Below are 12,039 nucleotides of genomic sequence, written 5' to 3' on the forward strand. Positions count from 1 at the left end.
GCCACGATGATCGCGGCCGCCGCGAGCACCAGGATCTCCGTCGGCAGGCCCGTCGGCGCGCCCAGCTCGATCGTCGCGTAGCCCTTGCCGGGCAGCTCGGCGATCGACGCGGCCAGCTTGTCCTGCGCGGCCTGGTCCGGGACCTTGGCCGTCGCGATGACGAAGCCGTCGGGCCGGGTCTCCAGGCCGAGCGCCGCCACCGCCGCCGGGGACAGGTAGTTGCGCTGCATCATCGAGCCGGCCGACGGCGGTCCCTGGCCGGCCTCGACGCCGCTGCGCAGCGCGTACCCGGGGACGCTCGCGGTCCTGAGCACCTTCTCGGTGCCGTCGCCGTTGCCGGAGTCGCCGCGTACCTCGATGGTGATCTTGCCGTCCTGGATCATCCGCGCGTCGCTGACCACCGCGCCGCCCGCGGACAGCACCTTGGCCGCGGCCCGGATGTCCGCCTCGTCCGGCGCCGACAGCGCCGCGAGGTTGTCACCGGTGCCGACCACCGTGTTGAACGGCAAGTTGCCGTAGAAGTAGGCCGGCGTCTGGCAGCGGGGATCGGCCAGCGCCAACCGCTTCTGCTCGTCTGGCAGGGGCCCGGAGTTGTTGTTGTACGGGCACGCCAGCTCCGCCGGCAGCTTCGCGGTCACGTAGCACCACGACTGCTCGCCGTTGACCTTCGGGCAGCCGATCCCGTCGACCTGGCGCACGCCGGTGACGGCGAGGCTGGTGGCGGCCGCGGCCGAGACCCGCTCGACGGTGGGTACGCCCTTGTCGGCGTCGGCCAGCTGCACAGCGGCGTACCCGAGCGGCAGCCCGGTCCGGTACTGCTCGACCTGCCGGTCGTTGTCGCTGGCCAGGAACGTGCCGATGGCGACGCAGCTCGCCACGGCGGCCATCACCGCGGAGATCGCGGGTGCCGCGGCAGCCCGGTTGCGGGCCGTGTCGCGCAGCGCGATCCGTGGTCCGAGCGGCAGGGACCGGCCCGCCTTGGCGATCAGGCCGACCAGCGCCGGCGTCACCAGGACCAGGCCCAGCTCGGCGAGGACCAGGCCGCCGACGATGCCCTCGGCGCGCGAGGTCATCGCACCGGCCACGGCGACCAGTGCGCCGCCGACGATGAGCAGGATGCCGAGCACGACCCAGCGGCGCCGGGAGCGCAGCGCACCGCGCCGCCCGGTCAGCGCCGCGACCACGTCCTGCCGGGCCGCGGACACCGCGGGCACGAGCGCGGCCAGGACGCCGGTGACGAGCGCGAGCAGGGCGACCAGCGCGAGCGCGGTCGGGTAGACCCGGTAGCCGCCGGCGCGCTCGTTGGCCACGTACACCTCGACGAGGGGTCTTGCGATCATGGCCCCGGCGATGCCGAGCGCGATGCCGGTCACCGCGGCCGCGAGGCCGAGCACGATCCCGTCGGACAGCACGATCCGGCGCAGGTGGGCCGGGGTGCCGCCGTTGGCGGAGACGAGGGCCAGCTCGCGCCGGCGCCGGCGGGCGCCGATGGCGAACGCGGGGCCGGCCAGCAGCACGACCTCGAACAGGCCCAACCCGCCGATCACGGCGGCGACCTGCAGCCCGCCGGCGAGGCCGTCGTTAGGCGGCGGCAGCGCGCCTTCCGGGTCGGTCGGCGGGTCGACGATCACCGACCGCGACTCGACCACCATGCCCTTGGCGTTGAGCGCCCGCACGCCCGACCAGTCCACCGGATTCGGCGTGTCGACCAGCCAGGCGGAGACCGGCTCGGTGCCGGGCGCCCTGACCATCAGCTCGCCGAGGTTCGCGGGCGTCTCGACCAGGCCCACGACCGAGAACGTCTCGGTGCGGCTGGCGTCCTGCACCGTGCCGCCGATCTTCGCGTCGAAGCGCTCCATCGACTTGCGGCTCAGCGCCACCTCGTTCGCGGCCGACGGCGCGCGGCCGTCGAGGACCTCGACCATGCCCTTGGCGATCGGACTGGCGGCGTCGACGCCGAGCACCTCGGCCGAGCCGATGCCGGTGGCGGTCCGCATCTCGAGCCACGCGCTGGTCACGGGGATCGCGGTGCTGCCGGCCGGCAGCTGGGCGAGCAGCTCCCGCTGCGACGGCAGGAACGGCTCGGCCGACGGGTCGGGCTCCTGCTCGCTGCTCCACCGCTGGCCGTCGAGGCTCTGCTGGAGCGGGGCACGGTCGTACCACTGGACCCGCGCGTCGGCCGTGCCCATCAGGCGGTCGACCTTCTCGGCCGGCCGCAGGTCGAACATGTCGACGGTGACCGCCGCGAACGCCAGGCCCAGCACCGGCAGCGTGATCAGCACCAGCACCATCGCCGTGCGTCCCTTGGCCCGGCGCGCCTCGCGCAGGGCGATCCGCAGGGACGTACGCCAGACGCTCATCCCTGCACCCCGAGCAGCTGCTCCGGGTCGCCGACGGGGCTGGTCGTGTCGACGACGACGCCGTCGCGCAGGAAGATCACCCGGTCGGCCCAGGCGGCGTGCCGCGCCTCGTGGGTGACCAACACGCCGGCCGCCCCGGCGTCGACCCGGGCGCGCAGCAGGCGCAGCACGGCCTCGCCGGTCTGCGAGTCGAGCGCACCGGTCGGCTCGTCGGCGAGCACCAGCCGGCGGTCGCCGACCAGCGCCCGGGCGATCGCGACCCGCTGCTGCTGGCCGCCGGACATCTCGTCGGGGAAGCGCGGCGCCAGCTCGGCCAGGCCCACCTCGTCGAGCGCGGTCGCGGCCAGCTTGCGGGCCTTGCGGACGGCCATGCCGTCGAGCTCCAGCGGCAGGGCCACGTTCTCGACCGCGGTCAGGCTGGCCAGCAGGTTCAGGTCCTGGAAGACATAGCCGACGAACCGGCGGCGCAGCCGGGCGAGCTGCTTGCGGTTGAGCGTGCCGAGCACCTCGCCCTCGACGACGACCTCACCCTGGCTGGGGGAGTCGAGCCCGCCGGCCAGGTTGAGCAGGGTCGACTTGCCGGAGCCGGACGGGCCCATCACCGCGACCAGCTCGCCGGCCGCGACACCGAGATCGACACCCCGCAGCGCGTGTACGGCGGTCTCGCCGGTCCCGTGCGTGCGATGCACAGAGCGCAGTTCGAGGATCATTTGTTGGCCTCCGTACGGTCGTCGGCCTCGTCCGGAGCGGCCACCGCGCTCGGAGCCGGGGGTCGGTAGCGGACCAGGCTCGCCTCGCAGTGGTCCAGCCAGCGCACCTCGGCCTCGGCCTGGAAGACCATCGCGTCGAGGATCAGGCGCCACGACAGGTCGCCCGGGTCGGTGGAGCGCTGCTTGAGCCGGGTCAGCTCCTGCAGGGTCTGGATGGTCGCGGTGCGCTGGGTCTGCACGACCGCGCGCACGTCGACGCCGGGGGTGGTGAGCGCGAGGGCGAGCTTGATCGCCAGCTCGTCGCGCGGCCGGTCGGTGCGGCTGATCGGGGTCACGAACCAGACGGCGATCTCGGCCCGGCCGAGGTCGGTCAGCTCGTACGGCCGCTGCCCCCCGTCGTTCTCCGGCAGCGGGCGCACCAGGCCGTCCCGCTCCAGGCGCGACAGGGTCGTGTAGACCTGCCCGATGTTCAGCGGCCAGGTCGCGCCGGTCGACTCCTCGAAGGCGGCGCGCAGCTGGTAGCCGTACATGGGGCCGCGCTCGAGCAGCGCGAGCAGGCCGTGTCTGATGGACATGGCTACTGAGTATGCATACGGAGTATGCGGCTGGCAAATCGCCCTAAGCCGGGGCCTTCCCCGGGAACGGGACGGTGATCGGCTTGGCCTTGGCGAAGCGGCGCCAGCGGGTGGCCCGGACCGCGCAGCCCGTGAGCGCGTCCAGGGCCTGGCGGCGCTGGGTGTCGACCGTGGCCGGCAGCGCGGCCCGCCAGACCGCGGCCGCCTTCTCCTCGACGGTGATCGCCACCCGCAGCGCGGACGCCCGGTCGACGACCGCCTCCGGCAGCGCGTAGGCGGCCTTGGCCGGCGGCAGCCCGGTGCCCGTCAGCGCGAGCACCAGCGCGTCGCGCAGCGTGCGGTGGGCAGCCTCGGCGGCGCGGGCCGCGGTCTGCTCGGCGCCGGTCAGCTTCACGCCGATCGGCCCGTACGCGAAGATCGCGGCGTACTCGGCCTCCAGCGCGGCGGTCAGCTCACCGGTCACTTCAGCGCCTCCAGGTGCGTGGCGCGGGCGGCGGCGATCGAGCCGACCAGGGCCGCGCGGTGGTTCGGTGTGCGCAGGCAGGCCTGCACGGCGGACTCGTAGGCGGCCTTCTCGGCGACCCGGAGGGCCTCGACGGCGTCCTCTTCGGTGCCGGCGCCCGACGCCGAGGCCGACGCGGCCGGGCTCGGTGCCGCGGTGGCCATGATCCGCGCCAACTCCTTGGCGTGGGCCTCGTGCGCCTCCGCGATCGGGGTCAGCACGGCCGCCCGGTCCGGGAACGCGACGGCCGCGGCCCGGTGCAGCCCGGCCAGCCGGACGGCGTCGTCGGCCAGCGGCTGGAGCGGGTCCGGCGGTGGCGGCTCGTCCGGCTCGTCGTCGAGCAGCCCGCAGCCGCTCGCGCCCGCGCCGGCCACGAGGACCGCGCCGAGGGCGAGTACGGCACGTCGCCGTACCCTGATAGGTGTTTCGTCCTTTTCATCACCGCCGCGCACCAGGTCAGTCAACACCATGGACCGCACGGTCGGGGGGTTCGGTGCGCCGCTCGGCTGGCGCGTGCCGCAGCGCGTTAGGCTCTGCGCAGCCACCTGACGTTGTCCGGTGGCTAGCCGGCATGCCGCACGAATCGATCCGAAGGGTGGCCCGATGGCACAGCGAAGCCGAGCCGCCTCGGATGGTGCGCGCCGTCCCAAGGACCAGGCCCGGTCCGGGCCCCGACCCGGCCCGCAGGCGCCCCGCGGCGACCTCGCGGCCCGCCGGGCGCGCCTGCGCACCGTGGTCGAGCCAGTGGTCGGCGAGGCCGGCTACGACCTGGAGGACCTCAACATCTCGCGGGCCGGGCGCCGGTTCGTGGTGCGCGTGGTGGTCGACCGCGACGGCGGCCTCGACCTCGACGCGGTCGCGGACGTGTCCCGGGCGGTTTCGGCCGCCCTCGACGCGGCCGAGGAGGGCGGCGACGAGCTGGTCGCCGGCGAATACCAGCTCGAGGTCAGCTCGCCCGGCGTCGACCGGCCGCTGACCCTGCCCCGGCACTGGCGGCGCAACATCGGCCGGCTGGTGAAGGTCGGCCCGATCACCGGCCGGGTGGTCGGTGTCGACGACGCGGGTGTCATGTTGGACGTGGCGGGCGAGCGCACCGCGATCGCCCACGCCGACCTGGGCCCCGGCCGGGTGCAGGTGGAGTTCAGCCGGGCCGACGAGGTCGCGGACGACGAGCTGACGGATGACGAGCTCGCGGACGACGATCTCGCGGACTTCGACGACGACGACGAGGACGGAATGGAGGACGAGGAGAGGTGAACATCGACCTCGCGGCGCTGCGCGCACTGGAGCGCGAGCGGGAGATCCCGTTCGACACGATCCTCGCGGCGATCGAGACCGCGCTGTTGACCGCCTACCGGCACACCGAGGGCGCCGAGCCGCACGCCCGGGTGGAGATCGACCGTAAGTCCGGCGCGGCCCTGGTCTACGCCCAGGAGCTCGACGAGGACGGCACGGTGACGCGGGAGTGGGACGACACTCCGCATGACTTCGGGCGAATCGCCGCGATGACCGCCAAACAGGTCATCCTGCAGCGGCTCCGCGAGGCCACCGACGAGGTGCACTTCGGCGAGTACGTCGGCCGCGACGGCGACCTGGTCACCGGCGTGATCCAGGCGCACGAGGCGCGCACGGAGAAGGGCATCGTCACCGTCGACCTGGGCAAGCTCGAGGCCGTGCTGCCCCAGTCCGAGCAGGTGCCGGGCGAGGTCTACGGGCACGGCCAGCGGATCCGGTGCGTGGTCGTACACGTGGCGAAGGGTTTCCGGGGTCCACAGATCACCCTTTCGAGGTCGCACCCGAACCTGGTGAAGAAGCTGTTCGCCCTCGAGGTGCCCGAGATCGCCGACGGCAGCGTGGAGATCGCCGCGATCGCCCGCGAGGCCGGTCACCGTTCCAAGATCGCCGTGCGCGCCGCCGTCCCCGGTGTCAACGCCAAGGGCGCCTGCATCGGCCCCATGGGCCAGCGGGTCCGCGCGGTGATGAGCGAGCTGCACGGTGAGAAGATCGACATCATCGACTGGTCGGACGATCCGGCCCAGTTCGTCGGCAACGCGCTGTCCCCGGCCAAGGCGCTGCGGGTCGAGGTGGTCGACGCGGCGACCCGCACCGCGCGGGTGACCGTGCCGGACTACCAGCTCTCGCTCGCGATCGGCCGCGAGGGCCAGAACGCCCGGCTCGCCGCCCGGCTGACCGGCTGGCGGATCGACATCCGGCCTGACAGCGAGCCGGCGGCGGCCGAGGAGCGCGCTCCCGAGCGCGGTCCGGAGCGCGGTGTGGATCACGCAACCGAGCCGGGCGGAGCGCCCGCCGGGGCATAGGAGTAGACTTGACTGCGGCTCGACGTGCGCGGCCGGAGCGCACCTGCGTGGGTTGCCGGCAACGTGCGCCAGCCAACGAGCTACTGCGGTTCGTCGCGGTCGGCGACGGAGATCCATTCCGACTTCGACCCGATCCGGATCGCAGACTGCCGGGGAGGGGCGCGCATGTGCACCCCGATCCGGCTTGTCTCGCGCTAGCGTGCAAACGCCGTGCCTTCGGGCGGGCGCTACGTAAAGTTGGTGTCGCTGACACCGGCGAGCTGGCCGAGCACATCCACGCGTCAACCATCACGCCCGATCATCCGACTGGGCGGGTGTCGCAGCAGCAGGGTAGGACGACCGACATGAGCACACGATGAAGTCCCAGAAATGACCAGGCTTCAAGTGCACGAGTGAGGTCGCTGCGGGTGCTGCCCGCACGGCCTCGGAGTGAGGAGTGCAGTGGCAGGCAAGGCCCGCGTACACGAGCTCGCCAAAGAGCTCGGGGTCGACAGTAAGACCGTTCTCGCCAAACTCAAGGAGATGGGCGAGTTCGTGAAGTCCGCGTCCAGCACGGTGGAGGCGCCCGTCGCCCGCCGGCTGAGGGGCGCATTCGTAGAGGGCTCCCAGGCGCCGGCGCCGTCCGCGCCGCCGTCGGGCAACGGACGCCCAGCCCCCAGTGAGCCGAGGATTTCGGCCAAACCCGCACCGCCGCGTCGCCCGGCGGCGCCGCCGGTGCGTCCGAAGGGTCCGGGCCCCGGCCCGGTTCCGGGTCCGCCGTCCACGCCGGTCGCCAAGCCGGCGAGCGCGCACGACATCGAGGTGGCGGCCGCCGAGCAGCGTGCCGCACAGCTCAAGGCCGAGCAGGAAGCGACCGTCAAGGCCGCGCAGGAAGCCCGCGCCCAGGAGCGTGAGCAGGTCCGGCGCGAGCCGCCGGCCGACGGTGGCGCCCCGGCGCGGCCGCGGCCCGGCCCGGGCAGCGTCCCGCCACGGCCTGGTTCGCCGGCCGCCCGTCCGGCCCCCGGCCCCACGCCGGGTGGCGGTGCGCCGCGTCCCGGTCCCGGCCGTCCGCCGGGCCGCAGCGGCGGCAACAACCCGTTCGGCATCACGCCTGGTGGCGGCAGCGGCCGTCCCGGGCCTGGTGGTGCCGGTGGTGGCCCGCGGCCGAACCCGGCCTCGATGCCGCCCCGGCCGAGCCCGGCGTCCATGCCGCCGCGGCCGAGCCCGGCGTCCATGCCGACGCAGCGTCCCGGCCGTCCCGGCGGTGGCGCCGGTCGTCCTGGTGGCGGTCCCGGCGGTGGCGCCGGGCGTCCCGGTGGTGGCGGCGGTGGCGGCTACCGCGGTGGCGGTGGCGGTGCCGGTGGCGGCTTCCGCGGCGGTCCCGGTGGTGGCGGTGGCTACCGCGGCGGTCCCGGTGGCGGCGGCGGTGGCGGTGGCTACCGTGGTGGCCCCGGTGGCGGCGGCGGTCCGGCTGGTGCCGGTGCGCCGGGTCGTCCCGGTGGCGGCGGTCGCGGTCGTGGCGGCGGTGCCGCGGGTGCCTTCGGGCGTCCGGGTGGCAAGCCGACCCGTGGTCGCAAGTCGAAGAAGCAGCGGCGTCAAGAGTTCGACAACCTGTCGGCGCCGACGATGAGCTCGGGTGCCCCGCGGGGCAACGGGCAGGTCGTCCGGCTGTCGCGCGGCGCGTCGCTCTCCGACTTCGCTGACAAGATCGACGCGAACCCGGGCTCGCTCGTCCAGGAGATGTTCAACCTGGGCGAGATGGTGACGGCGACCCAGTCGTGCTCCGACGACACGCTGTTGCTGCTGGGCGAGCACCTCGGCTTCGACGTGCAGATCGTCAGCCCGGAGGACGAGGACCGTGAGCTGCTCGCGCAGTTCAACATCGACCTCGACGCCGCGGTCGACGAGGACCGTCTCGTCAGCCGGCCGCCGGTCGTGACCGTCATGGGTCACGTCGACCACGGTAAGACGAAGCTGCTCGACGCGATCCGCAAGGCGAACGTGGTCGAGGGCGAGGCCGGTGGCATCACCCAGCACATCGGTGCGTACCAGGTGCACGTCGACCACGACGGCGAAGAGCGGGCGATCACGCTCCTCGACACCCCGGGTCACGAGGCGTTCACCGCCATGCGTGCCCGTGGTGCCCAGGTCACCGACATCGTCATCCTCGTGGTGGCGGCCGACGACGGCGTGATGCCGCAGACCATCGAGGCGCTCAACCACGCCAAGGCGGCCGACGTGCCGATCGTGGTGGCGGTCAACAAGATCGACAAGCCGGAAGCCAACCCGGACAAGGTCCGCCAGCAGCTGACCGAGTACGGGCTGGTCGCCGAGGAGTACGGCGGCGAGACGATCTTCGTCAACGTCGCCGCCAAGCCCGGCATCGGCATCGACGATCTCCTCCAGGCCGTGCTGCTCACCGCCGACGCGTCGCTGGAGCTGACCGCTCCGATCGACGGGCCGGCGCAGGGTGTCGCGATCGAGGCGCACCTCGACAAGGGCCGCGGTGCCGTGGCGACCGTCCTCGTCCAGAAGGGCACGCTGCGCGCCGGTGACTCCATCGTGGCCGGTGGCGCACACGGCCGGGTGCGGGCGCTCTTCGACGAGAACGGGCACCCGGTCACCGAGGCGGGTCCGGCGCGTCCGGTCCTGGTGCTCGGTCTGACCGCCGTGCCGGGCGCGGGTGACACGTTCCTGGCCGCCGAGGACGACCGCACCGTTCGGCAGATCGCCGAGCAGCGGCAGGCACGGCGGCGGGCGGCGAGCTTCGCCAACTCGCGGGGCCGGGCCACGCTCGAGACGCTCATGGAGCAGCTCAAGGAGGGCGAGAAGACCTCGCTCAACCTGGTGCTCAAGGGCGACGTCTCGGGTTCGGTCGAGGCTCTCGAGGACGCGCTGTTCAAGCTCGACATTCCGGAAGAGGTCCAGCTGCGGATCATCCACCGGGGCGTCGGCGCGATCACCGAAAGCGACGTCATGCTGGCGAGCGCCTCGTCCGAGGCGGTCACGATCATCGGCTTCAACGTGCGGGCGTCCAACAAGGTCCGCGAGACGGCCGACCGCGAAGGCGTGGAGATCCGGTACTACACGGTCATCTACCAGGCCATCGAGGAGATCGACGCCGCGCTCAAGGGCCTGCTCAAGCCGGAGTACGAGGAGGTCGAGCTCGGCTCGGCGGAGGTCCGCGAGGTCTTCCGCTCGTCGAAGGTCGGCAACATCGCTGGTTGTATCGTGCGGTCCGGCCTGCTGCGCCGGAACGCCAAGGCGCGCCTGCTCCGCGACGGCGCGGTCGTGGCCGACAACGTCACGATCAGCTCGCTCAAGCGGTTCAAGGACGACGCGACCGAGGTGCGCGAGGGCTTCGAGTGTGGTCTGACCCTGGCTGGTTACAACAACATCCAGGTCGGCGACGTCATCGAGACCTTCGAGATGCGCGAGAAGCCGCGCTGATCGCGGCTCTCTGAAAGGGGGCGGGCGGCTTCGGCCACCCGCCCCCTTTCTTCGGCCGAAATCGCTATTTGATCTTCGGTGTACGGCAGTAAGCTGTGCGCCGATGTTCACCGGAACCGTGGTTTTCGACGTGCTCCTGCCGGGCGACTCGCGGTCGCTCAAGGCGAAGCGTTCCTATGTCCGGCCGATCGTCGCCGCCCTGCGGCGGTTCGAGGTCTCGGCCGCCGAGGTGGGTTCGCTCGACCTGGTCGGGCGGGCCGAGATCGGGGTGGCGGTGATCGCCCCGGACGCCGGTCACGTGGCCGAGGTGCTCGACTCGTGCGAGCACCTGATGGCCGGGCGACCGGAGATCGAGTTGCTCTCCGCGCGGCGTCGGCTGCACGGCGAGGATGACTGACAGTAACGGGTATTCGTGCCCGGGTGACGGGCCAACGGCGGTCCGATCGGCGGGGTCGGACACGGGTAGTGTCTGAGCGTAGGCAGGACGGCGGAGGTGACGAGATGACGGACCCGGCCAAGGTGCGCCGGCACGCCGAGCGCGTGCGGGAGCTGGTGGCTTCGGTGGTGCGCACCCAGATCAAGGATCCTCGGCTCGGCATGATCACGATCACCGATGCCCGGATCACCGCCGACCTGCGCGACGCGACGGTCTACTACACGGTGCTCGGCGACGCGACCGAGGAGGCCGCGACGGCCGCCGCGCTGGACAGCGCCAAGGGCCTGCTGCGCAGCACCGTCGGTAAGGCCCTCGGGCTGCGGCACTCGCCGACGCTGACCTTCGTCCACGACAACGTGCAGGACCAGGCCAAGCACATCGACGAGCTGCTGGAGCGGGCGCGCACCTCCGACGCCGAGGTGCAGCGGCTCGCGGCCGGCGCCACCTACGCGGGCGACGCGCAGCCCTACAAGCTCGACGACGATGACGACGAGGACGACGACGAGGTCGCCAACGAAGCCCCGATGGAGGAGCGCCGGTGACCGACCTCTCGGCCACTGCGGTGGCCGCCGGCGCACCCGCCCGGCTGGGCGAGGCCGACTGGGCGGCCGCCGTCGCCGCGGTGCGCGGCCTGCGCCCGAGCGACAAGGTGCTGCTCATCTGCCACGTCAACCCCGACGGTGACGCACTGGGCAGCATGCTCGCGTTCGGGCTCGGCCTGCGCCGCCTCGGCGTCGCCAACCTGCAGGCGACCTTCCCCGGGCCGCCGGACGTCCCCGAGCCGTTCCAGGCCCTGCCCGGGCTCGACCTGCTCGTGCCGGAAGCCGCCGCGGACCCCGCGCCCGACCTCGTGCTCTCCTTCGACGCGGCCAGCCCGTCCCGGCTCGGCGGCCTGCTCGGCCGGCTGGGCATCGCGCGGGCGGCCGTGGTGCTCGACCACCACGCCTCGAACCCCGGCTTCGGCACCATCAACATCGTCGACCCCGACGCCGCGGCGACCGCGGTCGTCGCCGACGAACTGCTGCGCCGGCTGGACGTGCCGCTCGACGCCGAGATCGCCGAGTGCCTCTACGTCGCGCTGGCCACCGACACCGGCTCGTTCCGGTTCGCGATGACCACGCCGTCCGTGCACGAGATGGCCGCGCGGCTGCTCGCCACCGGGATCAGCCCGGGCGACATATCCCGCCGGGTCTTCGACACGCGGCCGTTCGGCGCGGTGCGGCTCTACGGCGACGTGCTCGGCCGGGCCCGGCTCGAGCCCGCGGTGGCCGGCGGCGTCGGGCTGGTGTGGACCTACGCGACCCTCGACGACCTGGCCCGCCACCAGCAGAAGGCGTACGTGCTGGAGCCGCTGATCGACTCGGTGCGGTGCGCGGCCGAGGCCGACGTGAGCCTGGTCGTCAAGCAGGTCGGCGCCGCGGAGTGGGCCGTCTCGATGCGCAGCAAGGGCGCCGTCGACGTCAGCCGGGTCGCGGTCGCGCTCGGCGGCGGCGGACACAGGCTGGCCGCCGGCTTCACCGGCCGCGGCACCGTCGACGAGGTCGTCGACGCGATCCGCGCCCAACTGGGCTAGGTCCTGTTTCGCAGCTGGGGCCGGACTGCCGCAGGCCCAGCTGTCGAGGGCGTCGATGATCGCGAAGACCGCGTCCAGGTCGCCGTCGGGGCTGCGGAGGTGCAGTTCCACCGGGTCCGGGCCCTGGGCGTCGAGG

12 protein-coding genes are annotated in these 12,039 nt (G+C 73.3%); 7 read left to right on the top strand and 5 right to left on the bottom strand.

The features are described from left to right. From AB0H87_RS28720 to AB0H87_RS28740, 5 genes are all read right to left on the bottom strand, one after another. Positions 1 to 2,360, bottom strand: a 2,360-nt coding sequence (locus AB0H87_RS28720) for an FtsX-like permease family protein (protein ID WP_360152260.1), incomplete at its 3' end; no start/stop codon positions are given. Next, the gene (locus AB0H87_RS28725) at positions 2,357 to 3,070 is read right to left on the bottom strand and encodes an ABC transporter ATP-binding protein (RefSeq protein ID WP_360152263.1); all 714 of its coding nucleotides are present in this window, start codon (positions 3,068 to 3,070) and stop codon (positions 2,357 to 2,359) included. The genes AB0H87_RS28725 and AB0H87_RS28720, both read right to left, overlap by 4 nt. Next, positions 3,067 to 3,645: a PadR family transcriptional regulator gene (locus tag AB0H87_RS28730; RefSeq protein WP_360152266.1), complete on the bottom strand. Its 579-nt coding sequence runs from the start codon at positions 3,643 to 3,645 to the stop codon at positions 3,067 to 3,069. The genes AB0H87_RS28725 and AB0H87_RS28730 overlap by 4 nt, the downstream gene beginning before the upstream one ends. 43 nt (positions 3,646 to 3,688) lie before the next feature. Beyond that, positions 3,689 to 4,108: a ferritin-like domain-containing protein gene (locus AB0H87_RS28735; RefSeq protein ID WP_360152269.1), complete on the bottom strand. Its 420-nt coding sequence runs from the start codon at positions 4,106 to 4,108 to the stop codon at positions 3,689 to 3,691. Continuing rightward, the gene (locus AB0H87_RS28740; RefSeq protein WP_360152272.1) at positions 4,105 to 4,617 is read right to left on the bottom strand and encodes a hypothetical protein; all 513 of its coding nucleotides are present in this window, start codon (positions 4,615 to 4,617) and stop codon (positions 4,105 to 4,107) included. Before AB0H87_RS28740 ends, AB0H87_RS28735 begins: the two co-directional genes overlap by 4 nt. 133 nt (positions 4,618 to 4,750) lie before the next feature. Here AB0H87_RS28740 and rimP point away from each other — a divergent pair, with 133 nt between their 5' ends. The 7 genes from rimP (at position 4,751) to AB0H87_RS28775 (ending at position 11,903) form a co-directional block, all read left to right on the top strand. Beyond that, positions 4,751 to 5,404: a ribosome maturation factor RimP gene (rimP, locus tag AB0H87_RS28745; RefSeq protein ID WP_360152275.1), complete on the top strand. Its 654-nt coding sequence runs from the start codon at positions 4,751 to 4,753 to the stop codon at positions 5,402 to 5,404. Then, a complete protein-coding gene (gene nusA / locus AB0H87_RS28750) occupies positions 5,401 to 6,465 on the top strand; it encodes a transcription termination factor NusA (RefSeq protein WP_360152278.1) in 1,065 nt (354 codons plus the stop codon). The genes rimP and nusA overlap by 4 nt, the downstream gene beginning before the upstream one ends. Positions 6,466 to 6,473: 8 nt before the next feature. Next, complete coding sequence (locus AB0H87_RS28755) at positions 6,474 to 6,824, top strand: YlxR family protein (RefSeq protein WP_360152281.1); 351 nt, start codon at positions 6,474 to 6,476, stop codon at positions 6,822 to 6,824. Between the two features lie 82 nt (positions 6,825 to 6,906). Continuing rightward, a complete protein-coding gene (gene infB, locus AB0H87_RS28760) occupies positions 6,907 to 9,894 on the top strand; it encodes a translation initiation factor IF-2 (protein WP_360152284.1) in 2,988 nt (995 codons plus the stop codon). 103 nt (positions 9,895 to 9,997) lie between these two features. Beyond that, complete coding sequence (locus AB0H87_RS28765) at positions 9,998 to 10,291, top strand: DUF503 domain-containing protein (protein WP_360152287.1); 294 nt, start codon at positions 9,998 to 10,000, stop codon at positions 10,289 to 10,291. Positions 10,292 to 10,395: 104 nt separating this feature from the next. After that, entirely contained in the window at positions 10,396 to 10,872 is a 477-nt protein-coding gene (rbfA, locus tag AB0H87_RS28770) for a 30S ribosome-binding factor RbfA (protein WP_360152289.1), read from the top strand. Positions 10,873 to 10,892: 20 nt separating this feature from the next. Beyond that, positions 10,893 to 11,903 carry a bifunctional oligoribonuclease/PAP phosphatase NrnA gene (locus AB0H87_RS28775; protein ID WP_360152292.1) on the top strand — a complete coding sequence of 337 codons (1,011 nt, stop codon included), beginning with the start codon at positions 10,893 to 10,895 and terminating at the stop codon, positions 11,901 to 11,903. Positions 11,904 to 12,039 lie beyond the last annotated feature (136 nt).

The organism is Asanoa sp. NPDC050611 (genome assembly GCF_040654855.1).
In the GTDB taxonomy this organism is placed as follows: Bacteria; Actinomycetota; Actinomycetes; order Mycobacteriales; family Micromonosporaceae; genus Asanoa.

Excerpts from the sequence above, each read along its gene's own strand:
- AB0H87_RS28730 (WP_360152266.1), bottom strand. The coding sequence starts at position 3,645 with ATGTCCATCAGACACGGCCTGCTCGCGCTGCTCGAGCGCGGCCCCATG.
- rimP (WP_360152275.1), top strand. The coding sequence starts at position 4,751 with ATGGCACAGCGAAGCCGAGCCGCCTCGGATGGTGCGCGCCGTCCCAAG.
- AB0H87_RS28740 (WP_360152272.1), bottom strand. The coding sequence starts at position 4,617 with ATGGTGTTGACTGACCTGGTGCGCGGCGGTGATGAAAAGGACGAAACA.
- AB0H87_RS28765 (WP_360152287.1), top strand. The coding sequence starts at position 9,998 with ATGTTCACCGGAACCGTGGTTTTCGACGTGCTCCTGCCGGGCGACTCG.
- AB0H87_RS28725 (WP_360152263.1), bottom strand. The coding sequence starts at position 3,070 with ATGATCCTCGAACTGCGCTCTGTGCATCGCACGCACGGGACCGGCGAG.
- rbfA (WP_360152289.1), top strand. The coding sequence starts at position 10,396 with ATGACGGACCCGGCCAAGGTGCGCCGGCACGCCGAGCGCGTGCGGGAG.